The sequence below is a fragment of the Ensifer sp. ENS08 genome (assembly GCF_014852195.1).
GTDB lineage: Bacteria > Pseudomonadota > Alphaproteobacteria > Rhizobiales > Rhizobiaceae > Ensifer > Ensifer adhaerens.
The window spans coordinates 612,224-637,341 of record NZ_JACVBF010000001.1; the positions used below are offsets into that span (position 1 = coordinate 612,224).

The following is a 25,118-nucleotide window of genomic DNA, read 5'->3' on the forward strand; positions in this document are numbered from 1 at the left end:
CCCGATCGCATTTGCTGCCGGGTCAGGTGGTCGCGGAAGCAGGGCCGCTTCGCACTCTCCCGAACTCTGGAGCGGAATACCAGCATGGCGCATGTGATCATTACCGGTGGCTCGAGCGGTATCGGATTTGCGGTCGCATCGATCTACGCGGCGCGCGGGGCGCGCCTCTCGCTGATTGCCCGCTCCCGTGGCCTCCTGGAAGGCGCGCAGGCAAAACTTATCGCATCCAGTGGGGCGAACGCCGACAGCATCCGGATCGAGGCCGCCGACGTCGCGGTGGAAAACGATGTCGAAGCGGCCATCCGTCGGTGCGAACAGGCCTTCGGCCCTTGCGATATCCTGGTAGCATCGGCCGGCATTGTCGAACCCGGCCGGTTCGAGGAGCTCGACAGCGCTTCGTTCCGGCAGCAGATGGACACCAACTTCTCCGGCACGGTGCATGCGGTCCGGGCGGTCTATGACAGCATGAAGCGGCGGCGTCGGGGCCGGATCATGATGATCTCGTCCGGCGCAGGGCTACTCGGCATCTATGGCTATTCGGCCTATTGCGCCTCCAAGTTCGCCGTGCACGGCTTCGCCCAGGCGCTGCGTTCAGAAGCCCGTCCGCACGGCGTCAGTGTCTCCGTCTGTTTTCCGCCGGATACGGAAACGCCGCAGTTTCAGCGCGAGCTGGCGGCTCGCCCGCCGGAAGCCGCCATGATCATGGGCACGGTCCGGCCCTGGCCGGCCGAAGCGGTGGCCAAGCGGATCGTCAAGGGAACCGACCGCGGCCGGTTCGAAGTCTATTTCGGCACGACATTGTTTCTACTTGGACGCTTCGCTCCCGCCGTTCGTCCCCTGCTCAACTGGTGGTTCGACCGGGCGATTGTGCGGTGCGGCAACACGGCGACGCATAATCGTGGAGTGTCCGAGCACCGGACCTGACGGTGCTTGTACCTAGCATCGATAAGATCTAAGTGTCGGGCGGACGCTGTGCCGCATAAAGCGGCATCGGCCGGCATGAAGACATGAAGGTTTCCGCTTGGCGTTGCTTCCCTTTCAGCTGCACGACTATCCGATAACACTGACGCTTAGTTGTTATCTGCTGTCCTGCGCGGTGATCTTCTTCACCGACCGTTTCGCCCTGCCGAAGCGGGAGCGGCGCGCCAATCCTTCGCCTTTCGGACGCACGCAGGACGTGATCGACGTGCTTGCCCGCCTGCCTGTCATCGCTCTGGTCTTTGCCGGTTTCTTCGCCGGATCCTGGCGTCCGCTCTATGCGGCGGCGGGCACGATGAGCTTCTTCATCATCTTCACCGGCATTTCCCGCGCCAAGTTCAAGTTCATCCGTGAACCGCTGATCTTTTCCGACATCGCGCTGGTCGTCGACGTGTTCAAGTACAAGACGATCTTCTATGCGAGCTCGCTGAACGTCGTCTTCTGGACCGTCGCCTTCCTCTACGTCTTTGGCGTTTCCGGCCTCTACATGTATTTCGAGCCGGCGATTCTGCCGGACCGGGGCAAGGCCTTCTGGATCCTCGTGATGCTCGGCATCGCCTATGGTCCCTGGCTCCTGCTCTTCTACGGCCCGGTGAACCGCCCGACGGCCGCGCTGGTACAGCGGCTGCTCAAGGTCCTCGACGTCAAGATGAACACGGTGCGCTTCGGTACCTTCGGCTCGGTCGTCTTCCGTTTCATCATCTGGCTCGGTGTGCGTCGCGAAAAGATCGTCGCGGATCTCTCCAAGATCGTCCGGGCCGCCGTGCAGGATCTGATCGGTGACGACGGCTCGCCGCTGATCGTCGTCTGGCAATCGGAATCCTTCATCGACATGCGGCACTTCGGCGTCGATACGCTGAAACTGCCGACGCTCGACCGGCTGCGGCGCGAGGCGGTTCAGTGGGGCCGGCTCAGCAGCGTGTTCGAAGGCGGCTATACGCTGCGCACCGAATTCGCCGTGATCAGCGGCCTGGTGCCCGACGATATTCATGTCGACGCCAGCTATCCCTATCTGCGCGCATCGCACTATGCCGACGTCGTCTGGCCCGGAAAGTTGAAGCGTGCCGGCTGGAATACCCACTTCATCCATCCTTATGACCGGACCTTCTTCCTCAGGCACAAGGCGATGCCGCAGCTCGGCTTCTCCAAGCTGACGATGCTCGACGGTTTCGACCATCGCCCAGAGCGAGACGGACCCTACGTCTCCGACGAGAAGCTCGCGGCGAAGGTGATCGACGCAAGCGAGAAGCTGCCCGAAGACGAAAGCGGCTTCATCTTCGTCGCATCCATGGCCAATCACGGTCCATGGGAGCCGGGCCGCGTCGGCGACCTCACCAATCCCGTCGACATCTATCTGGCCATCCTCGAGCAGTCCGATGCGGCGCTCAACACATTGAGCGAACACCTCGACAAGCTCGACCGTCCGGTCTGGCTCGTCTTCTACGGCGATCACGCACCGCTGCTCAAATCCTTCGCCGACCCCTTCCCGGATCCGCGCACCGACTATCTGATCGTGCCGCTCGCCAAGGCGAAGCGGTCGTCCCATAAGCCGGCCGAACCGAGCAGCGTCGAGGCCTGGAACCTGATCGAGGCGCTTCTCAACCACGCGAACCTGAGAAAGGATACGCTGCGCTAGCGGCGGTCTGCGGATGGAGAACGCTTCGACGACATCGGCCGGTGGGGCCGCACGGCCGAGACAGCGGGTCTTCCTGTTCCTGCAGGGCCCCTCCTCGCCGATCTTCCGCAAGATCGCCGACCGGCTCGAAGCCCTTGGCCACCGCTGTCTCAGGATCAACCTGAACGTCGGCGACCAGATCTTCTGGCGCCGCAAGGGCGGCTTCAACTATCGCGGTACGGCGGCCGCCTGGCCCGGCTATCTCGAGACATTCATCGCCACCCACGGCGTCACCGACATGCTGCTGCTTGGCGAAGAGCGGCCTTATCACCAGGCAGCGACTGCCGTCGCCCATCGCGCCGGCGTCAGTGTCGCGATTATCGAAATGGGCTATCTGCGGCCGGACTGGCTGACGCTCGAGCGCAACGGCATGTCGTCGAACTCCCATTTTCCGAACGACGCCGGTCAGATCCTTTCAGCAGCGTCAAACCTGCCGGAGCCGGACTGGCGCAAGCGCTACAGCCAGACGTTCCTCGCCGATGCGAGCTACGATCTGCTCTACAATCTGCCGAACGTCTTTTTCTGGTTCCTGTTTCCGCACTACCGCCGTCACGGGATTTTCCATCCGCTCGCCGAATACGCCGGCTGGGTGCGCCGGCTGCTCTCCGAAAAACGGCGCAGCGCGGAAGCGGTGGCGACCGTTACGAAGCTCCTTTCGGACGATGCCCCCTACTTCGTCTATCCGCTTCAGCTCGAAACCGACTTTCAGCTCAGGGCGCATTCGCCCTTCCACAGCCAGAAGGATGCAATCGCTGACGTCCTGACCTCGTTCGGCGCCTTTGCCGCGCCGAATGCACGCCTGGTCTTCAAGGTGCATCCGCTCGACAACGACCTGATCCCGTGGCGCAGCTTCATCGAGCAGCGAGCAGCGGCGCTTGGCTTGAGCGGGCGCGTCTTCTACCTGGACGGCGGAAATCTCGATACGCTTGGCGAGGCCAGCGCCGGCATGGTCACGGTGAATTCGACGGCCGGATTGCACGCCCTGAAGCAAGGGCGGCCGGTCAAAGTGCTCGGCACTGCCGTCTTCGATATTGCCGGTCTGACCGATCAGCAGCCACTCGACGGTTTCTGGCAGGCGCCCCAGGCGCCGGAGCCTGAACTTAGTGTCGCAATGTTCCGCCTGCTTGCCGCGTCGATCCAGGTGCGCGGCAACCTTTATTCCCGCGCCGGAACCGATGCCGGCGCGGAAGCGATTGCCCGGCGGCTGAACGAAAGCAGCCTCAACGAACCTGGCGCCTTTATTGACCCCGCGCCGCGCCAAAAGCCTGCGAAACGCGCGCCTTCCGCTTCCCGCCAAGGGTAGCCGTTTTCATATCGCGGGGACCTAGCGCGGCGCGAGCGCTGCGGCGATGGCGGCGACCAGCATCAGGCCGGTCGCGGCCAAGGGCAGCGCGGAAAAACCGGCCCCGCCATAAACCACGCCGAAACCAAGCGTTCCCAAAAAGAGCGACAGATAGGTGACGCCGCTGTTCAGCCCCATGATCGCGCCACGCCTTGTGGGATCGAGCGCCGTCAGCCGCATGATCAGCACGTTGAGACCGAAATGGTTGGCAAGGCCCCAGAAAAAGACGACGACCAGCATGGCCGTGTAGGAGCTACTCACGGCGGCCATCGCCGCATAGACGCCGGCGACGACGAGAAAAATCAGAGGCAGCAACCTGCCAGCGCCGAAGCGGTCGATCAGCCGGTCGAGTAGTGCCGCCGCACCGAAGCCGAAGCCGTAGGAAACGGCCACGAGGCCATTGGCGCTGAGGGGCAACCCGAGCGCTGCGTGCAGGTGTTCGCCGATATAGGCATAAACGCCGTAGAAGGCGGCCATGAAGGCGGCACAGGCGATCAACAGCGGTCCGGCGCCACGCACGCCAAGCACCGCGAGCGGCGACGTCGTCTTGCCGGCCAGTCCTTCCCGCACCGGCGCGAGCCTGACGGCAGCGCAAGCAACCAGTGTGGCTACGGCTACGACGAAGTAAACGGCGCGCCATCCTCCGAAGTCAGCAATCGCTGCCGATAGTGGCACGCCGGCCACCATGCTGAGCGTCCAGCCGGTCAGCACCAGGCCGATCGTCTCGCTCTCCCGTCCGGCCGGCGCGATGACCGAGGCCAGCGTGTAGATCGACGGAAGCGCAATGCCGGTGGCGACGCCGACAACGAGTTGGGCGGCGACCAGGAACGCCAGCATGGGCGCAAGCGCGCTACCGGTGAGCCCGGCGGCCAGAAGCAACAGCGCGGCAGCCAGAATGCGATGGGGGCCGTACCCGTCGATGAAGCGGCCAAGGAAGATGGCGCTGACGGCCGTGCCCAGTCCGAAGGCGGCCGAAGCGACCATTACCGATGGAACATCCGTGCCGAGGCTCCGCGCCACCTCCGGCGCGATTGGTCCAAGCGCCAGCGAGTTGGAGCCGATGACGCCGATGCAGACGGTCAGGACATAGGCGAAGGGCGGGATGCGCGCCCTGTCGATCGAGGTCCTGTCGATCGAATCTGGCGAAATTTGTTGATTGATGTTCGTCATTCCTTCATTTTTGCAGAATGAAATTCAGCAGCAAGAGGAATTCTCGGTATGGACCAAAATACAGATGACGTTCGGCGGAAGCGTCCGCCGGAGCGCGACCTCGACGCTATGGACCGAAAACTATTAGGCGTCCTCGTCGAGGACGCGACCACGAGCTATGCCGAGCTTGGCGAACGCGTCGGACTTTCGCCGCCGGCGGCCCATGAACGGGTGAAGCGGCTCCGGCGTTCGGGCGCGATCCGCCGCGTGTCGGCGCTCATCGATCCGGACGCGGTCGGAAAGACGCTGCTTGCCTTCGTCCATGTCGACACGACCGGCTGGGGCAAGACGCAGGCGCTGCTTGCGATCGAGGAATGCCCTGAAGTGGAAGAGATCCACTCGGTCGCCGGCGACACCTGCATGCTGCTCAAGGTGCGCACAGAAAGCACGCATGCGCTCGAAGGGCTTCTGGCGCGGCTCTACGACACGCCCGGCGTCAAGGCGACGCGCAGCTATGTGGTGCTTTCCACCTATCTGGAACGGCCGGTGCAGCCGGGCACGACGAGCGACTGGCCCGCCGTGGTGAAAGGGTAGGCTGCTCTCGCCAGGCGGAGGGCCGCCTTGGCAGTCTCAGACGACGCCGGCGCGCAGCAGGTCGTGAATATGCAGGATGCTGACCGGCGCCCCGCCGTCGTCGACGACGAAGAGCACGGTCACCTTATGCTGCTGCATGAATTCCATGGCGCCGCTTGCAAGCACGTCGCCGCGGATCACGCGCGGATTGCGCGACATCACCGCCTCGACCGGTTGCAGCAGCAGGTCGCCGGACATGTGACGACGCAGGTCGCCGTCGGTGATCACGCCGGCCAGCTTGCCGCCATCGTCGACGATGCCGACGACACCGAAACCCTTGGACGACATCTCGATCAGCGCCTCGCTCATCGGGCGTCCGACGCTCAGAAGCGGCATCTGGGCGCCGTCATGCGCCAGCTCGCGAACAAGCCGCAACTGCGCGCCGAGCTTGCCGCCCGGATGAAAAGTCTTGAAATCCTCGGCCGAAAAGCCGCGCCGCTCCAAAAGCGCGATGGCGAGCGCGTCGCCGATGGCGAGTTGCAGCATGGCCGAGGTCGTCGGCGCGAGGCCGTGCGGACAGGCTTCCTGAACCTTCGGCAAGACGATCGGCACTTCCGAGTTGCGGGCAAGCACGCTGTCGCGGTTGGCGCAGATCGAGACGATCGGCACGTTGAAGCGCTTGGCATAGGTGAGCATGTTGGCAAGCTCGGCCGTCTCGCCCGACCAGGAGAGCAGGATCAGCACGTCCTGCGAGGTGACCATGCCGAGGTCGCCATGGCTCGCTTCGGTCGGGTGCACGAAGTAGGCGGATGTTCCGGTCGATGCCAGCGTGGCTGCAATCTTGCGGCCGATATGGCCGCTCTTGCCGACGCCGGAGACGACGACGCGCCCCTGGCTTTCGCCGATCAGTTCGACGGCTTCGACGACGCTGCGCGCAAAAACTTCGTCAGCGCCAAATTGGTCCGCCAGCGCCTTGATGCCGGCCATCGCGGTCGTCAGCGTCCGGCCGATCGACTCCAAAGCCGCAAGTGCAGTGCGATCATCCGCCGATGCATGTCTCAAACCCATGATGACCCCAATTCTGCGAAGACTTAAGCAACAGGCACGAATTTGCCCGCCAGACCATTGACGGCAGATAAGCGCTTTTTCTTGGCAAACCAAGTCTTGGAAGCAGAGTTCGGGGGAAAACTGGCGTGAACCGCGGCGTTTTCGTCAGCCGGCGCGCTTTTCTTCCATTTCCAGCGGCATCGACTTGTCGGCCGCGAATTCTTCGAGCGTCATCGAATCAAGAATGGCGGCAACGGCATCACGGACCGTCGTCATCGACACCCGCACCTGACAGGTCTCGGGATCGTTACAATCTTCGCAGACCTCGTAGGCCGTGCGGCTCGCACAGCGGATCGGCGCAAGCGGCCCGTCCAGCGTGCGGATCACGTGACCGATACGGATTTCCGAAGCGGGCCGCGAGAGCGAGTAGCCGCCGCCAGGCCCCTTTTTCGAGCGCAGCATGCCGGCGTTGCGCAGCTCAAGCAGGATCGTGTCCAGGAACTTCTTGGGGATATTGTTGCGCTGCGCGATCTCGGTAATGAAGGCAGTTTCCCCCGGCTCCAGCCGAGCAAGATCGACCAAGGCCTTCAGTCCGTACTTTCCCTTCTTCGTCAGCATTCCGGCACGCTTTCCCTGCGGCGGCACCCCAGAAAACGGGAATCATCCGCGCAAATGCAAATATATACTGGCATAGCACAAGAAACGTACTGCCAACATATAATTATAGTGGGGAATTGACCGATGTCGCGGGCAATTGCGTGCGGCCGATGCGGCAAGATTTGCGGATGTCTTCGCGGTGGATGCGGGAGAAAAGCCGAAACCGGCTTTTCTCATCCGCTTCAAGTGCGGCTTCAGGCAGCGGCGCTGTGGTTCTGCCGCTTGGCCTGGACGGCCTGGTGGGCCAACAGCTGCCGGATTGCGGCGCGCGCTTCATCGGCCGAGCCGAAGCGCTTCGCGTCCAGGTCCCAGACGTGATACTTCACCGCCAGGAACTTGAAGCGATCTTCATCCGGGACAACAACGCCGACGGCTTCGCCGCCAAATTCGATAACCTGCTTGCTCATACAAATAACGCTCCATCCACGCTGTCGGCGCGGAAACTTTCAATTTCGGCAAAAGATAAAGTTCGAGGGGTTCGAAGGTCACATTCGGCAAAGATTGCGAATGAGCCATTTTTTCTCTGTTGCGCGACAAAGGAGACGCGTGCCGAAGAAGGCGGCGGTCGAGACGGTTTCGGACATGTCACACTCCTTTGGCTGGCCCGGCATCAGCAATGCCGGAGCGTTCGATGAACAACCGTGAGGCGGACTCCCCGCGTTCACGTAATGGCAAACTAGAATAATCTACCAATTCCGTCAATTAAAAAGATGAAGACGCAGAAAAAATTTCTTCACCCTTTAAATTCAAGGGGCGATGTACGCAAAATCCATCCACCCGTTCCGGACCCGGAGACCTACGCTATTTAGGAAGCGAAGAATCAGTCTGCAAGGCACGGGTGGATAAAGACAGCACATTCGGACAAAAAAGGGGCGGCCCGTCGGGCCGCCCCTTCACGTTTTGTGTTCCAGTGCCGGATGTCAGGCAGCAGGCGTGCCCGCCTGCGGCGTGGTTGTGCCACCGCGGGATGCTTCGCGATCCTTCCACCAGCGATTGAGGAACAGCAGGATCGGGCCGCCGATATAGATCGACGAGGTCGTTGCCACGATCACGCCGAAGATCATCGGCCAGGCGAAGCTCTTGACGGCATCGCCGCCCCAGATCGCCATCGGCACCAGCGAGAAGGCCGTGGCCATCGAGGTGAAGATGCATCGTGCGATCACCTGGTTGATGCTCATGTCGATGAGATCCGAGAACGGCATCGACTTGTACTTCCTGAGGTTCTCGCGCATGCGGTCATAAACCACGACCTTGTCGTTGACCGAGTAGCCGATCATCGTCAGGAGCGCGGCGATGGCCGTCAGGTTGAAGTCGATGCCTGTCAGCGCAAAGAAGCCGATCGTCTTGGTGATGTCGAGCAAGAGGACCGCGATCGCGCCGACGGCGAAGTGCCATTCGAAGCGGAACCAGATGTAAAGCAGGATCGCCACCATCGCGAGACCGACAGCGAGGAAGCCCGAACGGGCAAGCTCGGTGCTGACGGTCGGGCCGACGACTTCGGTGCGCTCGAAGCTCGCATCCGGGATCGTCTGGACGACGGCATCCTTGATGCGGTTGAGCGCTGCCGTCTGTTCCTGCTCGCCGCCCGGCTGGCGCTGGACGCGGATCAGGACCGATTTGTCCTGGCCGAATTCCTGCAGCGCCACTTCGCCGATGTTGAGCGCTTCGAGATTGTGGCGAAGCGTCGGAAGGTCGAGCGTGTTCTTCGAGGTGGTTTCGACCTGGATACCGCCGACGAAGTCGATGCCGTAGTTGAGGCCGGGCGTGAAGAACAGCACCACCGAGCTGACCGACAGGAAGGCGGACATGCCGATGGCGACGAAGCGGCCCTTCATGAAGGAGAAGGACGGAAGCTTCGGAACCTTGCCGAACAGCGACGGGATCTCGAGCTTCTTCATCTTCCGGCGGACGACGACCTCACGCATCATCAGGCGAACGACGGTGATCGAGGTGAACATCGAGATGATGATGCCGAGCATCATGGTGACGGCAAATCCCTTGACCGGGCCGGAGCCGAAGGCGAACAAGAGCACGGTGCCCGAAAGCGTCGTGACGTTACTATCGATGATGGTCGCGTAGGCCTTGTTGAAGCCGATATCGAGCGCCTTCATCGCGCCGGCACCCGCTTCCGTTTCTTCACGGATACGCGCGTTGATCAGGATGTTGGCGTCCACCGCCATGCCGATGCCGAGAATGATACCGGCTATACCCGGCAAGGTCAGCGTCGAGCCGAGCATGGCGAGAAGCGCGATGGTCAGGATCGTGTGCAGCACCAGGCCGACATTGGCGATCATGCCCCAGGCGCCGTAGAGCACGACCATGAGGGTGACGACGAGCGCGAAGCCGGCAAGACCGGTGTAGATGCCCATGCGGATCGAGTCGGAACCGAGGTTCGGGCCGACGGAGCGTTCCTCGATAACGGTGAGCGGTGCCGGAAGCGCGCCGGAGCGCAGCAGCGCCGACAGAACGGTCGCTTCCTGTGCGGTGAAGTTGCCGCTGATCTGGCCGTTGCCGCCGATGATCGGCTCGCGGATAACAGGAGCCGTCAGGACCTTGCCGTCAAGAACGATCGCGAAGGGCCGGCCGACGGCAGCCTGGGTGATTTCCGCGAACTGGCGGGCACCGAGCGTGTCGAAGGTGAAGGACACGATCGGTTCGTTGGTGCGCTGGTCGAAGCCGGCCTTGGCATCGGCCAGGCGCTCGCCCGAAATCGCGACGCGGCTTTCGACCGCATATTTGTTGTTGTCGTGGGCGCCCGGCAGAATGTCGACGCCGCGCGGCGCCGGCTGGTTGGGATCCACGGTCTGGTCCACCATGTGGAAGCTCATCTGCGCGGTCGAGCCCAAGAGCTGGCGCAGTGCCGTCGGATCCTCGAGGCCCGGAAGCTGGACGAGAATGCGGTCGGAACCGACACGCTGGATCAGCGGCTCGGCAACGCCGACGGTGTCGACGCGCTGGCGGATGATCTCGAGGCTCTGTTCGACGGCCTTGGTGGTGCGGTCGGCAAGGCCGGCCTCTGTCATCGCGATGTTGATGCTGTCGCCGTTCTCGGTCACCTCGATATCGGAAGCCGCGCCGCCGAAACCAAGCGTGCCGACAGGGGCCGCCAGCTCTTTCAGCTTCGGCAGAACCTTTTCGCGGTCGGCCGGATCTTCGATCTTCACGGTAACGGTATCGCCGGCGATGCGGGCCGAGGAGGCCGAGATGCGCTCGGCGCGGAGCGCCCGGCGCGTATCGTCAAGCAGGGTTTCGAGCCGAGCTTTGCGAAGGCCGGCAGCATCGACTTCGAGCACGAGGTGCGAGCCGCCCTTGAGGTCGAGGCCGAGGGTTACCGGCTTGACCGGCAGCCAGCCTGCAAATTGTTCACGTTGTGCCGGCGTCAGCACGTTCGGAAGCGCCGCGATACATCCGAAGATGATCACGACGACATAGACGAGAATCGCCCATTTCGATGTACGCATGTTGTGGTTCCAGAAGAGCCTGCGCGGGCACGGGGCGCGTCGTCAGGGCTTGTTTCATAAAGGGCAGAGCTGCAGCCGAAGCCGCCAGCCAGCCAAAATCCGCGTTGTGGATCAGGCGCCGGGAGGCGCGCGAATATGGGGGCCAGGGTTCGAGGCCCCGCCAAGATACGCAGCGAACTCGCGGAAAATCCGCCCGTCCGACGAACGGGGAAGTTCGAGTTCGAGCGATGCCGGCAAGAGCGCCGGCAAGCCATCATCGGCCGCGGACTTGGCGTCCTTGCGCTCGGCCGTAAACCGAAGGTCTGAAAGCGGTGTCGCCCGCGAGAGTTGCCGGGCGGCGGGACGGTCAGTCGAACCGGTGTCGGTGACGTTGCCGGCCTGGGCACCGGAGGCCGAACGGGACGGGATGCTCTGTCCGACCGAGATGACCTGCATTGCGAAGGAGGCGCAGAACAGCCACAGCACAGCGAGAAGCCGGCCGGCCTGTATGTTCTTGCTGCCACCACCCATGCGGTCCATCGAGGACGCGGTCCCTTTCCCTGGCGATTGCACGCCAGCGAGACGAAAATTGAGCCCGAATGCCCGACCTTACCTAGAGAACGTGGCCGGAATCGAGCATGGGCGCCTTTAACACCATTCCGGGCCGGAAAAGTCAAATCCGGCCCGTTTCGTGGTTGTCGTTGCTCAGGCCGTGATGCCGCTCGTTCGCCGCTCGTGGATCTCGATAAGCGACGGTCCCTTGCGCTTCGCCGCCTCGGCGAGCGCCTGTGAGAGATCGGCGACGGAAGCAAGCCGCCGTCCCTCGACGCCATAGGCCTTCGCCGCCATCAGGAAGTCCGGCGCCGAAGGCTTGACGCCCTCCGGCGTAACGCCGGCATCGACCATGTAGCTTTCGATTTCCTGGTAGCCGTCATTGTTCCAGACGAGGAAGATGACCTGCGCCTGCGCATCGACGGCAGACCCGATTTCAGCGAGCGAAAACTGGAAGCCACCGTCGCCGACGAGACAGACGACCGGCCGAGACGGATCGGCGACGGCTGCACCGACGGCTGCTGGCGGCGCATAGCCCAGAGAACCGTAACCGGTCGCCGAATTGAACCAGCTACGCTGCCGCGGTGCATCACAGTAGAGGTTGCCGGCATAGACGGCCTGGGTCGAGTCGCCGACGACGGTGCAATCCGGCAGAGACTTGTAGATGGTGTCGATGATGCCGATCTCGGCCCGCATCTTCGGCGTCAGTTCCTTCAGCGCCGCCCTCCGCGCCGTTTCGGCCCGTCCCGCTCCATCCTTCGCAGCATGACCGGGGAGAAAGGCGAGGATGCCCGCCGTCGCCGCCTTGGCGCCGGAGAGGATGGAGAGCGCCGCATGCGGCCCGCGCGCGAGCTGCGCCGCATCGATGTCGGTGCGGATCAGGTTGCGCAGGGCCGGAAAGCCGCCATCGGCATACATGTCGTAGTCGGTCTGGCCCATTTCGGTGCCGAGCGCCAGCACCAGGTCGGCCTCCTTCAGCAGCGACCGCACCGCCTTCAGGCTGGGGCTCGCAGGAACCCTCAAGGGACTGCCCGAGAACATGCCGCGAGCATTGACAGTGGTGACGACGGGCGCACCGATCTTTTCGGCAAGCTCCGCAACTTCCGCCTCCGCCGTCAGGGCGCCGCCGCCGCAGATGATGACCGGGCGCGAGGCGTCGGCGCAGAGGATCGCCGCGCGCTGCAGCGTCTCGCTGTCGGAGCGCGGTCGGGTGGCCGTTGCCGGCCGCAGCGCCTGCGGCGTGATCTTCGCCGACATCACGTCGGTCGGGATCTCGATATGCACCGGTCCCGGCCGACCGGAGACGAGCACCGAGAAGGCGCGGTCGACGACGAAAGGCAGGTCTTCCGGATTGAGGAGCGTGTGCGAATAGAGCGCCAGCGTCTTCATCATGCCGTGCTGGTCGGGCAGCTCGTGCAGCAGGCCGCGCCCATGGCCGAGCGAATCGCGGCGATTGACGCCTGAAATCACCAGCATCGGGATCGAATCCTGGCGCGCCTGCGCCATCGCCGTGATGGTGTTCGTGAGGCCGGGCCCGGTGATGACGAGGGCAACGCCCGGCTTGCCGCTGACGCGGGCATAGCCGTCGGCCATGAAGCCGGCGCCCTGTTCATGCCGTGGCGTCACGTGGCGGATCTTCGATGCAGCGAGGCCCCGGTAGAGCTCGACCGTGTGCACGCCGGGAATGCCGAAAACCACCTCGACGCCATTGGCCTCGAGCAGGTCGACCAGGACTTCTCCAACCGTTCTTTCCATGGTCATGCGCAACGCTCCTTGCGCAGGCTGGCCCGCTCGGCAAGTGCGGAGATGCGGCGGCAGGCCTCGTCGATGGCACCATCGGGCACGGTCAGGCTGACGCGCAGATAGTTCTGTGCTTCATCGCCAAAGGACGATCCGGGCATGACGGCAACCCCCTCTTCTTCAAGCAGCGCCCAGGCAAACGCATCGCCGTCGAGACCGGTTCCGGAAACATCAATCAAGATGAACATGCCGGCTTCCGGCGCGAACACCTCGATGCCGGGCGCCCCGGCAAGGCCGGCGACGATCTGCGCGGCGCGCGACTTATAGGACAAGCGCATCCGGCGCGCCGTATCGATGTCATGCGTCAGGGCATAGGCCGTCATGTCGGCGATGAAGGGCTGCGTGCCGAAAAGCATCGTTTCGGAGACCGGCAGCAACTGCTCAGTGAACTCGACCGGACCGACCGCCCAACCGCTGCGGAAGCCAGGCGCGGCATGCGACTTGGAGATCGACGAGACGACGATCGTGCGTTCGGCAAGATCCGGATTGTCGAAGGGCGAGGCAAAGACGGCGTCGAACACCAGCTCCTCATAGACCTCGTCGCAGACGATCCAGAGATCGTGACGGCGCGCGACCTCGCCGATCGCGGCAATTTCTTCCGCCGTCAGCACGGCGCCGGTCGGATTGTGTGGCGTATTCAGCAGCAGCACGCGGCTCTCCGGCGTGATCGCTTTTTCCAGATCTTCGGCCTGCATGTGGAAGCCGAATTCCGGCTTCAGCGGCACCAGCACCGGATGCGCGCCGGTCGAGCGGATCACGCCTTCATAGGTCGCATAGAGCGGATCGCCGACGAGAACGGCATCGCCGGCCTCCGCCAACCCGAGAATCACGGCGAAGAGCGCCGTCTGCGTGCCGGGGAAGCAGAGCACGTTCTCGTTCGTCACATCGGCACGGCGACGACGGTATTTCTCCGCGACGGCCGCCACGACCGTCGGTTCACCGCGGCCGTTGGAGTAGCGATAGCGCCCCGCATTCATCGCGCGCTGGCATTCATCGAGCAGGGCGCGGTCCGGCGGAAGATCCGGTTCGCCGATCGTCAGTTCTATGATGTCGACACCACTCGCCTTCAATTGGCGGGCACGGATATGCAGCGACCATTTGCCCGAACCAAGATCGGCAAGACGTTCGGTGATGGACGCGTAGCGCATGGTGCTTTCTCCCGTTTTCATTGTTTTGCAGTTCCGATCTTCGTGCCGAGCAGCGCTTCGACCGAAGACATGGCGATGGCGACGAGCTCGCCTTCGCGAAAGAGATCGCCGGCAAGGCAGCCCTCGACCCAGAGGCCGTCGACCAACCCGTTGATGGCGATGGCGAAGGCCCGGCAGGTTTCGGCGTCGGCCGGCTTGCCTTTGGTCGCAAGGAAATCGGCAAGCAGTTCCTGCAGCGAATTGCGAAAGGCAAGATAGCCTTCGCGGTGGATCTCCGACAGCACCGGATCGACCCGGACCTGGCTGATGAAGGCGGCCCAGAGCGAGATGCTGCGGCTGTCGGCCACCGGCTCGGTGAGGTTGATGGCGATGAAATCCCGGAGCCGGGTTTCCGGATCGCCCTCGACCTTGCTCGCCTTTTCGGTGAGCGAGGCGATGACGGCGCGATAGGCCTCGGCAACCATCTGGTCCTTCGATTCGAAGTAGTGGCGCACTAGCCCGGCGGTCACGCCGGCGCGGATTGCGATCTGCCGAACGGTTGCGCCCTTCAGCCCGAATTCCGAGATGCAGTCGAGCGTCGCTTCGATCAATTCCTGGCGGCGCTCGCCTTCCGGCGCGCGGTGAAAACTGCGTCTGTTCATGCGGCACTCTGCTCTCGAGCCAGCCCAAAATGCTGTTCAGGCGCGGTCGGCAAAGGCTTCGGCCAGAACGGCGGCATGGGCGGCTCCTTCGGGAAATCGAACGATCGGCGGGCGTCAAAAAATCGACGACGTCTATTATTATACGCTTGAACAATAGCGGCACAAGTGCAACCATGCCGGCCAACAAAAACCCGTGACAGGCCAAAGATGCCGCACGGAAGACGACAGGGGAACTGTTTCGATGCTGACAGAAAAAGCTCGCAGAGCCATGGGAGCGGCGCGCCGATGACGGATGCGGCCCAGGCAATCGCGGTCACTGACCTGCACAAGCGTTTCGGGCCATTGGAAGTGCTGAAGGGAGTTTCGCTCACAGCGAAGCAGGGCGACGTGATCGCCATCATCGGCGGCAGCGGTTCCGGCAAATCCACTTTCCTTCGCTGCATCAACCTCCTCGAACTCCCCTCCGCCGGTAGCGTCAGCGTGCATGGCGAAAAGATCCGGATGAAATCCGACGGTCGCGGCGGCCTGGTGCCGGAGGACCGCAAACAGGTCCAGCGCATCCGCAGCCAGCTCGGCATGGTGTTCCAGAGCTTCAATCTCTGGCAGCACATGACCATCCTTGAAAACGTCATCGAAGCGCCGATCCATGTGCTCGGCAAGCCGAAGGCGGAAGCGGTCGCCACCGCCGAAACCCTGCTGAAACGCGTCGGCCTCTACGAGAAACGCGACGCCTACCCGGCCTTCCTTTCCGGCGGCCAGCAGCAACGCGCCGCGATCGCCCGGGCGCTTGCCATCCAGCCGCTCGTCATGCTCTTCGACGAGCCGACCTCGGCACTCGATCCCGAACTCGTCGGCGAAGTTCTCACTGTCATCGGGGACCTCGCGCGCGAAAAGCGCACGATGATCCTCGTCACCCACGAGATGAAGTTTGCGCGCGACGTCGCCAACCACATCGTCTTCCTCCACAACGGCGTGATCGAAGAACAGGGCCCGCCTGAGGCCATCTTCGGCGCACCGAAATCGGAAAGGCTCAAGAAGTTCATCAGTTCCATTCACTGAATTCCTGAATGCTAAACAACCAAAAAGGGGAACAGCATGAAGAAGGCATTGAAAGTCCTGGCCGTTGCGGCGGCGATCGCCGTGAGCGGCGGCGTCGCGGCGTCGGCGGAAGCGCTGAAGGTCGGCGTCGCAGCGGAGCCCTATCCGCCGTTCACAGCGCCTGACGCCAGCGGCAAATGGGAAGGCTGGGAAGTCGAGTTCATGAACGCAATGTGCGCCGAGGCCAAGCTCGAATGCGTGCTGACGCCCGTTGCCTGGGACGGCATCATCCCGGCACTGACGTCGAAGAAGATCGACATGATCATCAGTTCGATGTCGATCACCGACGAGCGCCTGAAGACCATCGATTTCTCCGACAAGTACTACAACACCCCGACCGGCATCATCGGCACCAAGGGCGTCGAGATGAACTCCTCGCCGGAAGGGCTGAAGGGCAAGACGCTCGGCGTCCAGGTCTCGACGGTCCACCAGGCCTATGCCGCCAAGCACTTCGCGCCGGCGGGCGTCGAGGTCAAGGAATACCAGACGCAGGATGAGGCCAACAATGACCTCGCTGCCGGCCGCCTCGATGCGGTGCAGGCGGATGCCATCGCGCTCAAGGCGTTTCTGGCGACCGACCAGGGCAAGGAATGCTGTGAATACAAGGGCGACGTTGCCGAAGACGTCGCCGTGATCGGCCCGGGTGTCGGCGTCGGCCTGCGCAAGGGCGAAACCGAGCTCAAGGACAAGATCAACGCCGCCATCAAGGCGATCCGCGACAACGGCACCTACGATACGTTCTCGAAGAAGTACTTCGACTTCGACATCTACGGCGGATAAGGCGCGATCGGCCGGCGATCGAACCGTCGCAGCGCTTGTCGCGTCTGACAAAGACCGCAGCGCTGCAGCGATCGCCGGCCGGCGCCATCGGAGCTCGACGACGCATGGCTGCGGATTCCCTCATCAATTGGGGCCTGCTCTCGCTTTCAGCACCCGGCTGGGGCGGCGTATTGCTGCAAGGCTTTTTCAATTCCATCCAGATCGCCGTCGGCGGCTTCACGCTCGGCCTGGCGCTCGGCATCGGCGGTGCATTCGGCAAGCTCTATGGCGGCCCGGTCCTGCGCGATCTGCTCGAATGCTACACCACGGTCGTGCGTGCAGTGCCCGAGTTGGTGCTGATCCTCTTGCTCTATTATGCCGGCACCGACCTGCTCAATCAGGTTCTGGCGTTGTTCTCGGTTGGCCCGGTCGACATCAGCGGCCTGATGGCCGGCATCTTCGTCATCGGCGTCGTCCAGGGTGCCTATTCGACCGAAGTGTTGCGCGGCGCGATCAAGGCGGTGCCCGCCGGGCAGATCGAGGCGGCGCGCGCCTATGGCATGTCGCCGGCCATGGTTCTGCGCCGCATCACCCTGCCGGCGATGTTGCCCTATGCCATTCCCGGCCTCTCCAATCTCTGGCTGATCGCCACCAAGGACACGGCCCTTCTCGCGGTCGTCGGCTTCAGCGAGTTGACGCTGGTCACCCGCCAGGCGGCCGGCACGACCAAGGCCTATCTCCTGTTCTTCCTGGCGGCTGGCGCGCTCTACCTGGCGCTGACGCTCATCTCCAACGTCTTCATCGGCATGCTCGAACGCCATGCCCGACGCGGTTTTGCGGAGAGCCGATGACCGACGAAACCACCCACGCCGTTGCGTTTACGCCCGAAGACCTGCCGACGGCGAAGAGCTTCTTCCTGCCGCACCGCATCCTCATGATGCTGGTCTTTGCCGCCTTCGTCGTCGCCGTCGCCGTCTTCATGCGCTGGGACTGGCTGCCGCGCTACCTGCCACGGCTTGGCTGGGGCATCCTCGTCAGCCTGATGATGCTGTTCAGCACCGCCATCCTCGGCTTCCTGCTGGCGGTGCCGATCGGCCTCGTGCAGGTCACCGGCCCCTGGTTCCTGAAACTGCCGGCCAAGGTGTTTTGTACCGTGATCCGCGGCACGCCGCTGCTGTTGCAGCTCTGGCTGCTCTATTACGGTCTCGGCTCGCTGTTCCCGCAGTTTCCGGCGATCCGCCAGTCCTTCCTCTGGCCTTACCTGCGCGAAGCGTGGCCCTATGGCGTGGCGGCGTTGACCATTTCGTTTGCGGCCTATGAGGGCGAAGTCATGCGCGGCGCTTTTGCCGGCGTTCCGAACGGCGAGCTTGAGGCGGCGAAGGCCTATGGCATGGGCCGCTGGACGATGTTCCGCCGCATCTGGCTGCCGCGCGCCATCCATCGGGCTCTGCCGACGCTCAATGGCGAAACGGTGCTGCAGCTGAAATCGACGCCACTTGTCGCGACCGTGACTGTCGTCGACGTCTATGCGGTCATCTCCAAGGTGCGGCAGGAAACCTTCCTCACCTACGAGCCGCTGCTTTTGCTCGCGCTCATCTACATGTGCCTCACCGGTATTCTGGTGGTGGCTTTCCGCACCTTCGAAAATCGCATACCAACCCGCGGTGCCTGACATGAAGCTTTCCCCCTCGATCACCAACGCCATGCCGGAACTCGTCGCCATTCGCCACGACCTGCATGCGCATCCGGAACTCGGACTGGAGGAGACGCGTACTTCCGCCTTCATTGCGAAACACCTGGAGAGTCTCGGCTACGAGGTGACGACGGGGCTTGCGAAAACCGGTGTCGTCGGCACGCTCAGGAACGGCAACGGCAAGCGCTCGATCGGCATCCGCGCCGACATCGATGCGCTGCCGATCCTGGAAGAAACCGGGCTGGACTATGCCAGCAAGACCTCGGGCCTCATGCATGCCTGCGGCCACGATGGCCACACGACGATGCTGCTGGGTGCTGCCCGCGCGCTTGCCGAGCGGCGCAATTTCGACGGCACGATCCACCTGATCTTCCAGCCGGCCGAGGAGAATTTCGGCGGCGCCAAGATCATGATGGACGAGGGCCTGTTCGATCAGTTTCCCTGCGACGCCGTCTTCGCGCTTCACAACGAGCCGGGTCTGCCTTTCGGCCAGTTCGCCCTTAGAGAAGGCCCGATCATGGCCGCCGTCGACGAGGCGCGCATCACCGTGCATGGACGCGGCGGGCATGGCGCGGAGCCGCAGGAAACAGCAGATCCCATCGTCTGCGGCGCCTCGATCGTCATGGCGCTGCAATCGATCGTCTCGCGCAACATCCATCCGATGGATCCGACTGTGGTCACCGTCGGCGCCTTCCATGCGGGCTCGGCCAGCAACATCATTCCCGAACGCGCCGAGATCGTCGTCGGTATCCGCTCATTCGAGCCCGATGTGCGCGACGAACTCGAACGCCGCATCCGCATGATCGCCGAGGCGCAGGCGACGAGCTTCGGCATGCGCGCGACCGTCGACTACCAGCGCAGCTACGATGCGACGATCAACCACAAGGCCGAGACGGACTTCGCCCGCGATCTCGCGGTCCGCTTCGCCGGCGCCGACAAGGTGGTCGATCTCGCCCGCCCCTTCATGGGCAGCGAGGATTTCGCCTATATGCTGAAGGAGCGGCCGGGGACCTACTTCTTCCTCGGCTCGAAGGTCAGCGACGACGACAGGCCGCTGCATCACCCCGGCTACAACTTCAACGACGACCTGCTGCCGATCGGCGCGGCTTTCTGGACGGAGTTGGCCGAGGCCTATCTCGCGCGCCGCTGATATCCCGCTCACCTTTCGCCAATATGCCGCAGCGCAACATTGCCGCAGTGTGACAACGTGGCGGACGCGCTGTCATTGACGTTTGGCAAATTTGGCGCAGATTCAAGTGCATGCTGAAAAGCCGGTGCAACCCCAGGATTTGCCTCGGCCAGAGGCCAAGACAGGTTCCCTGATCGACGATCGGTCACCGGACAAATGATGCAGCAGCCAGAGCATTGCGGCCTACGCTTCCGTGAGGCGTCGCATCCGCGTGTCTGAAAGGATTGCGCCCGTGTTTGAGAGTTTCGATGCGACCCTGCTCGCTCGCTTCCAGTTCGCCTTCACCGTTTCCTTCCACATCATCTTCCCCGCCTTTTCCATCGGGCTTGCGAGTTACCTCGCGGTGCTCGAAGGGTTGTGGCTGTGGAAGAAGGACGAGGTCTATCTCGAACTCTTCAATTTCTGGAAGACGATCTTTGCCGTCGCCTTCGGCATGGGCGTCGTTTCCGGCATCGTCATGTCCTATCAGTTCGGCACCAACTGGAGCGTCTTTTCCGACAAGGCCGGGCCGATCATCGGGCCGCTGATGGGCTACGAGGTGCTGACCGCCTTCTTCCTCGAAGCGGGCTTCCTCGGTGTCATGCTGTTCGGCCTCAACCGCGTCGGGCCGAAGCTGCATTTCTTGGCAACCGTCATGGTCGCCGTCGGCACGCTGATCTCGGCCACTTGGATCCTTTCGGCGAACTCGTGGATGCAGACGCCGGCCGGTTTCGCAATGAACGAGGCGGGCCAGTTCGTCCCGGTCGACTGGTGGGCGATCGTCTTCAACCCCTCCTTCCCCTATCGCCTCACCCACATGGTGCTGGCGGCCTATCTCACGACCGCCTTCGTCGTCGGCGCCTGCGGCGCCTGGCACCTCATCCGCAAGACGGCGCCGCGGCGGGCGCGAAAGATGTTTTCGATGGCAATGTGGATGGCGGCGATTGTCGCGCCGATCCAGATCTTCGCCGGCGACATGCATGGTCTCAACACGCTGGAGCACCAGCCGGCCAAGGTGATGGCGATGGAGGGGCACTACCAGAGCCATCCGGACGGCGCTCCGCTCATCCTCTTCGGCATTCCGAACTCGCCTGAAAAGCGCGTCGATTACGCGATCGAGATCCCGAAGCTTTCGAGCCTCATCCTGAAGCATGATCTGAACGCGCCGCTTGCCGGTCTCGATACGATCCCGGAAGAACTTCACCCGCCTGTCGGTATCGTGTTCTGGTCATTCCGGGTGATGGTCGGCCTCGGCTTCGCCATGCTCGGCATCGGGCTCTGGTCGCTCTGGTGTCGCTATCGCGGCACGCTCGACAGCAATGTCTGGCTGCACCGTGCCGCGATCGCCATGGGGCCCGCCGGCTTCGTCGCCGTGCTCGCGGGCTGGGTCACGACCGAAGTCGGCCGTCAGCCCTATACCGTCTACGGCCATCTGCTGACGGCAAACTCAGTGGCACCGATCGCGGCACCCGCGGTCGCCGCCTCGCTGATCGCCTTCATCATCGTCTATTTCTTCGTCTTCGGCGCCGGCACCTTCTACATCCTCCGGCTGATGGCGCGATTGCCGCGCGATCCGATGCCGGAGCTCGGCGAAGGACCATTGCGCAGTTCCGGCATCATGCCGGGCCCCGCCATCCACAGCAGCCATGCGAACACCAAGGGAGGCCATCATGGAGTTTGATCTGCCGTTCATCTGGGCCGGCATCATCGCCTTTGCGGTGCTCGCCTATGTCATTCTCGACGGCTTCGACCTCGGTGTCGGCATCCTCTTCCCGTTCTTCCCCGAAAAGCACGACCGTGACGTGATGATGAATTCCGTCGCCCCGGTCTGGGACGGCAACGAGACCTGGCTGGTTCTTGGCGGCGGCGGCCTGATGGCGGTGTTTCCGCTGGCCTACGCGACCATCCTGCCCGCACTTTACGCGCCCATCATCGCCATGGTGATCGGCCTCATCTTCCGCGGCGTCGCCTTCGAATATCGCTGGCGCACGCGGCGGGCCGAATATCTCTGGAACTGGGCCTTCTCCGGCGGCTCGATGCTGGCCGCCTTCGCGCAAGGGATCACGCTCGGCGCGCTCGTCCAGGGCATCCCGGTCGAAAACCGTGCCTATGTCGGCGGCTGGTGGGATTGGCTGACGCCGTTCTCGATCATGACCGGCATCGCCGTCGTCGTCGGCTATGCTCTGCTCGGCGCCACCTGGCTTGTGATGAAGACCCACGGCGACCTTGCCGACCGGGCCCGCGACCTCGCGCTCAAATGCTCCTTCGCCACCGTCGCCGCCATGGGCATCGTCAGCCTGTGGACGCCGTTCCTGGAGCCGCAGTATCTTGACCGCTGGTTCGGCTATCCGACGGCGATCTTCAGCGTCGTCGTGCCGGCGCTCGTTCTCGGCTGCCTTTATGCGCTGATCACGGGTATCCGCAAGCGCCACGACAGCCGGCCGTTCATCGCCGCACTGGGCCTCTTCGTGCTCGGCTATGCCGGCATCGGCATCAGTTTCTACCCCTATATGGTGCCGCCTTCGCTGACGATCTGGGACGCGGCCGCGCCTGAGGAAAGCCTCTCCTTCCTGCTTGCCGGCGCTTTGGTGCTGGTGCCGATCATTCTCGCCTACACCGCCTATTCCTACTGGGTGTTCCGCGGCAAGGTCGATCCGGAGGAGGGCTACCATTGACCAGCGAAACAGGAACCGGCCGCAAGCTTCTCTGGTTCGTCGGCCTCTGGTGCGCGGGGGTGGCGGCCGTCACCCTCGTCGGCCTTGCGATCAAGCTGATGATCGGAACGTAGTCGATCCATTGGAGCGGGATGCGGGCGGAAAACCGCAGACACTTTTCCTCATCCCGTTCTAAAAAGCCTCGCTCAAGCTTGGCCAGCTAACTTCCCTTAACACGTCAGCAGGCGATCGCCGCAGACGGAGACAGGACCGCACCCTCCTCCCCTGCAAAGCGATCGCCTGCTGAGGTGACCACCTCAAGGGTCGCCGGCTGCGACCCTGTTGCCCCTTCCAAGATAGCTCGCCGTTTGTTAGCAGTGCGCCGCAGAAGCGCCCCGCTTGCTGAGAGCCGAGGGACGCTCGAACATCCTGGGCCCGCGCTTGGCCGCATCCAGGCAATTGGACGAGACAGATGCAGAAAACCCCCGCGCAATGCGAAACCATGGCCGACGTGCGTGCCGAGATCGACCGTCTCGACCAGGCGCTGATGGCGCTGTTTGCCGAGCGCTGGGGCTATATTGACCGCGCGGCCGAGATCAAGGCGCCGCTGAAACTGAAGGCCGACATTCCGGCGCGGGTGATGGAAGTGCGCGAGAATGCCCGCAAGAACGCTGCGCGCGTCAACCTCGATCCTGATTTTTACGAAGACATCTGGGCGCGGCTGATCGGCCACGCGATCGCTCATGAGCAGAAGCTGCTTGGCGAAACCGGCGACGAATAACGTCGCCGCCTCGCTCTTTCAATCTACGGCCGTCAGCGCCCGAGAATGTAACCCTGGAGACGGTCCGCCGCTTCCCTCACATGGTCCGGATCGCGCAGGAAGCAGGCGCGCATGAACAGCGAGCCGCCGTCGCCGAACGCCGTTCCCGGCGCCAGGCCAACGCCGGTCTTGTCGACGATGTCGATCGCCGCCGCGCGCGAATCGGTGACGCCGTCGATCTTCAGGAACGCATAGAGCGCGCCGTCGGGTTTGAGCGTTTCCACCCGGTTGGTGGCGATCAACGCGTCGCAGAAGACGTCCCGGTTCTTCGCCGCCTTGGCGACATTGGCATCGACGAAGGCGTCGCCCTCGTCGAGCGCCACGACGGCACCGCGCTGCATGAACTGGGCGACACCCGAGGTCGAATACTGCACCAGATTTTCGAGAACCTGGCCGATCGCGGGTGGAGCCACGATCCAGCCGACACGCCACCCGGTCATCGACCAGTTCTTCGAGAAGGAATTGACGAAAAGGATGCGGTCGCCTTCCTCCATCACGTCGAGGAAGGACGGCGCGCGGGCGCCGCCATAATAATAGAGCGCGTAGATCTCATCGGCGATGATCCAGAGCCCGTGCCTGCGCGCCAGCGTTAGGATCGCGGCCAGTTCGTCGCGGGTCGCGGTCCAGCCGGTCGGGTTCGACGGCGTGTTGATGAACAGCGCCTTGGTCTTCGGACCGATCGCCGCCTGCAGCCGATCGAGATCGAGTTGCCATTTGCCGTGTTCGAAACGAAGCTCCACCGAGACCGGGCGAACGCCGGAGAGATCGGCGGCGGCGGCAAAGTTCGGCCACGCCGGCGTCAGAAGCACCATCTCGTCGCCGGGCGAGGCGATCGCCTCGATCGAGAGCTTGATCGCCTGCATGCCGGAGCCGACGACGTAGAAATTCTCGGGCGAAAGCGACTTCTGAAAGCGCCTTTGATAGTAGCGCGACAGCGCCTCGCGCAGCGGCGGGATACCGCGCTGCCAGGTGTAGAAGGTCTCGCCGCCGGCAAGCGCATCGCGCGCAACGTCGCTGATGAAGGCAGGCGTCGGCAGGTCGCCTTCTCCGACCCACAGCGGGATCAGGCCATCGCGCCCGCGGGCATAGTTCACCACCTCGACGATGCCGCTTTCGGGTGCCGAAAGCGCACGGGGACTGATGGTGCTGAGGATGGTCATCGGCGGGCTCCGGATGCACGACGTTAAAGGCCGCGGCCTTTAGATCATCGTGAAAGATTCCAATGGACTAGAGCGCGTATCGACCGCTCCAGTTTGCCCGTTGCTTCTAGCCGCTTTCGCCAAGGCGATCACGCGACTTTATCTGACCGGTTTATCGATTTTTGTGATGTTTCGCGGCCCCGGCGAAGCCAGGGCCGCGAGGAAAGTCACGCGCGCTGCTTCAGCAGGTCGCGGATTTCACCGAGAAGCAGAATGTCTTCCGGCGGGGGCGCGGCCGGTGCTTCGTCCTTCTTCTTCTCCATCGAAGCGCGCATGCGATTCACCGCCTTGATCATCAGGAAGATGATCCAGGCAAGGATCAGGAAGTTGATGAGCACGGTGATGAAGTTGCCATAGGCAAAGACGGCACCCTGTTGACGGGCGGCAGCGAGAGACGTCGCCGTCACGTTCGCCGAGAGCGGCAGGAAATAATTGGAGAAATCGAAACCGCCGCCGGTCAGCGCACCGACGATTGGCATCACCAGGTCCTCGACGACCGACGTTACGATCTTGTTGAAGGCGGCGCCGATGATGACACCGACCGCGAGATCCATCACGTTCCCGCGGGCAATAAACTCCTTGAACTCATTCAGCATAAATCTCTCCGTATTATCCCCGTTTGAAAACGGCCGGCGGCGCTGTCCCGCGCTGCAAGCGTTTACGGAAACTAAACCAAAGCGGGCAGCGAGAAAACCTTTCTTTGCCTTTGGTCAATTGGCAGCGGA

Annotated in this window: 23 protein-coding genes; 12 read left to right on the forward strand and 11 right to left on the reverse strand. The window is 63.2% G+C overall.

What is annotated here, in order from left to right:
* Positions 1-84 precede the first annotated feature (84 nt).
* The 3 genes from IB272_RS02870 to IB272_RS02880 all read left to right on the forward strand — a co-directional run bounded on the left by IB272_RS02870 (position 85) and on the right by IB272_RS02880 (position 3,956).
* Positions 85-924, forward strand: a complete 840-nt coding sequence (locus IB272_RS02870) for an SDR family oxidoreductase (RefSeq protein ID WP_060581882.1) — start codon at positions 85-87, stop codon at positions 922-924.
* 97 nt (positions 925-1,021) lie between these two features.
* The gene (locus IB272_RS02875) at positions 1,022-2,614 is read left to right on the forward strand and encodes an LTA synthase family protein (protein WP_034797021.1); all 1,593 of its coding nucleotides are present in this window, start codon (positions 1,022-1,024) and stop codon (positions 2,612-2,614) included.
* A 13-nt stretch (positions 2,615-2,627) separates the two neighbouring features.
* Positions 2,628-3,956 (forward strand): capsule biosynthesis protein, encoded by a 1,329-nt coding sequence (locus IB272_RS02880; RefSeq protein WP_060581881.1) that lies wholly within the window; start codon positions 2,628-2,630, stop codon positions 3,954-3,956.
* Between the two features lie 21 nt (positions 3,957-3,977).
* Here IB272_RS02880 and IB272_RS02885 read toward each other — a convergent pair whose 3' ends face one another.
* Positions 3,978-5,165, reverse strand: a complete 1,188-nt coding sequence (locus tag IB272_RS02885; protein WP_060581880.1) for an MFS transporter — start codon at positions 5,163-5,165, stop codon at positions 3,978-3,980.
* Positions 5,166-5,213: 48 nt separating this feature from the next.
* On the opposite strand from IB272_RS02885, the gene IB272_RS02890 reads away from it, so the two are divergent.
* Positions 5,214-5,738 carry an Lrp/AsnC family transcriptional regulator gene (locus IB272_RS02890; protein WP_034797032.1) on the forward strand — a complete coding sequence of 175 codons (525 nt, stop codon included), beginning with the start codon at positions 5,214-5,216 and terminating at the stop codon, positions 5,736-5,738.
* A gap of 36 nt (positions 5,739-5,774) precedes the next feature.
* Here IB272_RS02890 and IB272_RS02895 read toward each other — a convergent pair whose 3' ends face one another.
* From IB272_RS02895 to IB272_RS02930, 8 genes are all read right to left on the reverse strand, one after another.
* Positions 5,775-6,785: a KpsF/GutQ family sugar-phosphate isomerase gene (locus tag IB272_RS02895; RefSeq protein ID WP_060522323.1), complete on the reverse strand. Its 1,011-nt coding sequence runs from the start codon at positions 6,783-6,785 to the stop codon at positions 5,775-5,777.
* 144 nt (positions 6,786-6,929) lie between these two features.
* Positions 6,930-7,382 carry an Rrf2 family transcriptional regulator gene (locus tag IB272_RS02900; RefSeq protein WP_034797035.1) on the reverse strand — a complete coding sequence of 151 codons (453 nt, stop codon included), beginning with the start codon at positions 7,380-7,382 and terminating at the stop codon, positions 6,930-6,932.
* Between the two features lie 233 nt (positions 7,383-7,615).
* A complete protein-coding gene (locus tag IB272_RS02905) occupies positions 7,616-7,828 on the reverse strand; it encodes a hypothetical protein (protein ID WP_034797039.1) in 213 nt (70 codons plus the stop codon).
* 513 nt (positions 7,829-8,341) lie between these two features.
* Positions 8,342-10,882, reverse strand: coding sequence for a protein translocase subunit SecD (gene secD / locus IB272_RS02910; protein ID WP_034797042.1), 2,541 nt, complete (start codon positions 10,880-10,882; stop codon positions 8,342-8,344).
* 111 nt (positions 10,883-10,993) lie between these two features.
* Positions 10,994-11,401: a hypothetical protein gene (locus IB272_RS34835; RefSeq protein WP_034797046.1), complete on the reverse strand. Its 408-nt coding sequence runs from the start codon at positions 11,399-11,401 to the stop codon at positions 10,994-10,996.
* A gap of 165 nt (positions 11,402-11,566) precedes the next feature.
* Positions 11,567-13,174, reverse strand: a complete 1,608-nt coding sequence (locus IB272_RS02920; RefSeq protein ID WP_034797049.1) for a 5-guanidino-2-oxopentanoate decarboxylase — start codon at positions 13,172-13,174, stop codon at positions 11,567-11,569.
* Positions 13,171-14,361 (reverse strand): pyridoxal phosphate-dependent aminotransferase, encoded by a 1,191-nt coding sequence (locus IB272_RS02925; protein ID WP_060581879.1) that lies wholly within the window; start codon positions 14,359-14,361, stop codon positions 13,171-13,173. Before IB272_RS02925 ends, IB272_RS02920 begins: the two co-directional genes overlap by 4 nt.
* 17 nt (positions 14,362-14,378) lie before the next feature.
* Entirely contained in the window at positions 14,379-15,002 is a 624-nt protein-coding gene (locus tag IB272_RS02930) for a TetR family transcriptional regulator C-terminal domain-containing protein (protein WP_060581878.1), read from the reverse strand.
* A gap of 285 nt (positions 15,003-15,287) precedes the next feature.
* Here IB272_RS02930 and IB272_RS02935 point away from each other — a divergent pair, with 285 nt between their 5' ends.
* The 8 genes from IB272_RS02935 to IB272_RS02970 all read left to right on the forward strand — a co-directional run bounded on the left by IB272_RS02935 (position 15,288) and on the right by IB272_RS02970 (position 23,155).
* Positions 15,288-16,061 (forward strand): ABC transporter ATP-binding protein, encoded by a 774-nt coding sequence (locus tag IB272_RS02935; RefSeq protein WP_034797059.1) that lies wholly within the window; start codon positions 15,288-15,290, stop codon positions 16,059-16,061.
* A 36-nt stretch (positions 16,062-16,097) separates the two neighbouring features.
* Entirely contained in the window at positions 16,098-16,880 is a 783-nt protein-coding gene (locus IB272_RS02940; RefSeq protein ID WP_034797062.1) for a transporter substrate-binding domain-containing protein, read from the forward strand.
* Positions 16,881-16,984: 104 nt separating this feature from the next.
* Positions 16,985-17,710, forward strand: a complete 726-nt coding sequence (locus IB272_RS02945; RefSeq protein ID WP_034797065.1) for an ABC transporter permease — start codon at positions 16,985-16,987, stop codon at positions 17,708-17,710.
* Positions 17,707-18,531: an ABC transporter permease gene (locus IB272_RS02950; RefSeq protein ID WP_034797068.1), complete on the forward strand. Its 825-nt coding sequence runs from the start codon at positions 17,707-17,709 to the stop codon at positions 18,529-18,531. Before IB272_RS02945 ends, IB272_RS02950 begins: the two co-directional genes overlap by 4 nt.
* A 1-nt stretch (position 18,532) precedes the next feature.
* Positions 18,533-19,702, forward strand: a complete 1,170-nt coding sequence (locus IB272_RS02955) for a M20 aminoacylase family protein (protein WP_060581877.1) — start codon at positions 18,533-18,535, stop codon at positions 19,700-19,702.
* A 271-nt stretch (positions 19,703-19,973) separates the two neighbouring features.
* Positions 19,974-21,401, forward strand: coding sequence for a cytochrome ubiquinol oxidase subunit I (locus tag IB272_RS02960; RefSeq protein ID WP_060581876.1), 1,428 nt, complete (start codon positions 19,974-19,976; stop codon positions 21,399-21,401).
* Positions 21,391-22,395: a cytochrome d ubiquinol oxidase subunit II gene (gene cydB / locus IB272_RS02965; protein ID WP_034797073.1), complete on the forward strand. Its 1,005-nt coding sequence runs from the start codon at positions 21,391-21,393 to the stop codon at positions 22,393-22,395. Before IB272_RS02960 ends, cydB begins: the two co-directional genes overlap by 11 nt.
* A 451-nt stretch (positions 22,396-22,846) precedes the next feature.
* Entirely contained in the window at positions 22,847-23,155 is a 309-nt protein-coding gene (locus IB272_RS02970) for a chorismate mutase family protein (RefSeq protein ID WP_034797078.1), read from the forward strand.
* Between the two features lie 32 nt (positions 23,156-23,187).
* Here IB272_RS02970 and IB272_RS02975 read toward each other — a convergent pair whose 3' ends face one another.
* Positions 23,188-24,354 (reverse strand): pyridoxal phosphate-dependent aminotransferase, encoded by a 1,167-nt coding sequence (locus IB272_RS02975; protein ID WP_060581875.1) that lies wholly within the window; start codon positions 24,352-24,354, stop codon positions 23,188-23,190.
* 206 nt (positions 24,355-24,560) lie between these two features.
* The gene (gene mscL / locus IB272_RS02980; protein ID WP_034797082.1) at positions 24,561-24,989 is read right to left on the reverse strand and encodes a large conductance mechanosensitive channel protein MscL; all 429 of its coding nucleotides are present in this window, start codon (positions 24,987-24,989) and stop codon (positions 24,561-24,563) included.
* Positions 24,990-25,118: the final 129 nt, after the last annotated feature.

What these genes read in the sequence shown, in the direction of transcription:
- IB272_RS02870 (WP_060581882.1), top strand. Translation starts at nt 85, where the DNA reads ATGGCGCATGTGATCATTACCGGTGGCTCGAGCGGTATCGGATTTGCG.
- IB272_RS02880 (WP_060581881.1), top strand. Translation starts at nt 2,628, where the DNA reads ATGGAGAACGCTTCGACGACATCGGCCGGTGGGGCCGCACGGCCGAGA.
- IB272_RS02885 (WP_060581880.1), bottom strand. Translation starts at nt 5,165, where the DNA reads ATGACGAACATCAATCAACAAATTTCGCCAGATTCGATCGACAGGACC.
- IB272_RS02890 (WP_034797032.1), top strand. Translation starts at nt 5,214, where the DNA reads ATGGACCAAAATACAGATGACGTTCGGCGGAAGCGTCCGCCGGAGCGC.
- IB272_RS02895 (WP_060522323.1), bottom strand. Translation starts at nt 6,785, where the DNA reads ATGGGTTTGAGACATGCATCGGCGGATGATCGCACTGCACTTGCGGCT.
- IB272_RS02900 (WP_034797035.1), bottom strand. Translation starts at nt 7,382, where the DNA reads ATGCTGACGAAGAAGGGAAAGTACGGACTGAAGGCCTTGGTCGATCTT.
- IB272_RS02905 (WP_034797039.1), bottom strand. Translation starts at nt 7,828, where the DNA reads ATGAGCAAGCAGGTTATCGAATTTGGCGGCGAAGCCGTCGGCGTTGTT.
- secD (WP_034797042.1), bottom strand. Translation starts at nt 10,882, where the DNA reads ATGCGTACATCGAAATGGGCGATTCTCGTCTATGTCGTCGTGATCATC.
- IB272_RS34835 (WP_034797046.1), bottom strand. Translation starts at nt 11,401, where the DNA reads ATGGACCGCATGGGTGGTGGCAGCAAGAACATACAGGCCGGCCGGCTT.
- IB272_RS02920 (WP_034797049.1), bottom strand. Translation starts at nt 13,174, where the DNA reads ATGACCATGGAAAGAACGGTTGGAGAAGTCCTGGTCGACCTGCTCGAG.
- IB272_RS02925 (WP_060581879.1), bottom strand. Translation starts at nt 14,361, where the DNA reads ATGCGCTACGCGTCCATCACCGAACGTCTTGCCGATCTTGGTTCGGGC.
- IB272_RS02930 (WP_060581878.1), bottom strand. Translation starts at nt 15,002, where the DNA reads ATGAACAGACGCAGTTTTCACCGCGCGCCGGAAGGCGAGCGCCGCCAG.
- IB272_RS02935 (WP_034797059.1), top strand. Translation starts at nt 15,288, where the DNA reads ATGACGGATGCGGCCCAGGCAATCGCGGTCACTGACCTGCACAAGCGT.
- IB272_RS02940 (WP_034797062.1), top strand. Translation starts at nt 16,098, where the DNA reads ATGAAGAAGGCATTGAAAGTCCTGGCCGTTGCGGCGGCGATCGCCGTG.
- IB272_RS02945 (WP_034797065.1), top strand. Translation starts at nt 16,985, where the DNA reads ATGGCTGCGGATTCCCTCATCAATTGGGGCCTGCTCTCGCTTTCAGCA.
- IB272_RS02950 (WP_034797068.1), top strand. Translation starts at nt 17,707, where the DNA reads ATGACCGACGAAACCACCCACGCCGTTGCGTTTACGCCCGAAGACCTG.
- IB272_RS02955 (WP_060581877.1), top strand. Translation starts at nt 18,533, where the DNA reads ATGAAGCTTTCCCCCTCGATCACCAACGCCATGCCGGAACTCGTCGCC.
- cydB (WP_034797073.1), top strand. Translation starts at nt 21,391, where the DNA reads ATGGAGTTTGATCTGCCGTTCATCTGGGCCGGCATCATCGCCTTTGCG.
- IB272_RS02970 (WP_034797078.1), top strand. Translation starts at nt 22,847, where the DNA reads ATGCAGAAAACCCCCGCGCAATGCGAAACCATGGCCGACGTGCGTGCC.
- IB272_RS02975 (WP_060581875.1), bottom strand. Translation starts at nt 24,354, where the DNA reads ATGACCATCCTCAGCACCATCAGTCCCCGTGCGCTTTCGGCACCCGAA.
- mscL (WP_034797082.1), bottom strand. Translation starts at nt 24,989, where the DNA reads ATGCTGAATGAGTTCAAGGAGTTTATTGCCCGCGGGAACGTGATGGAT.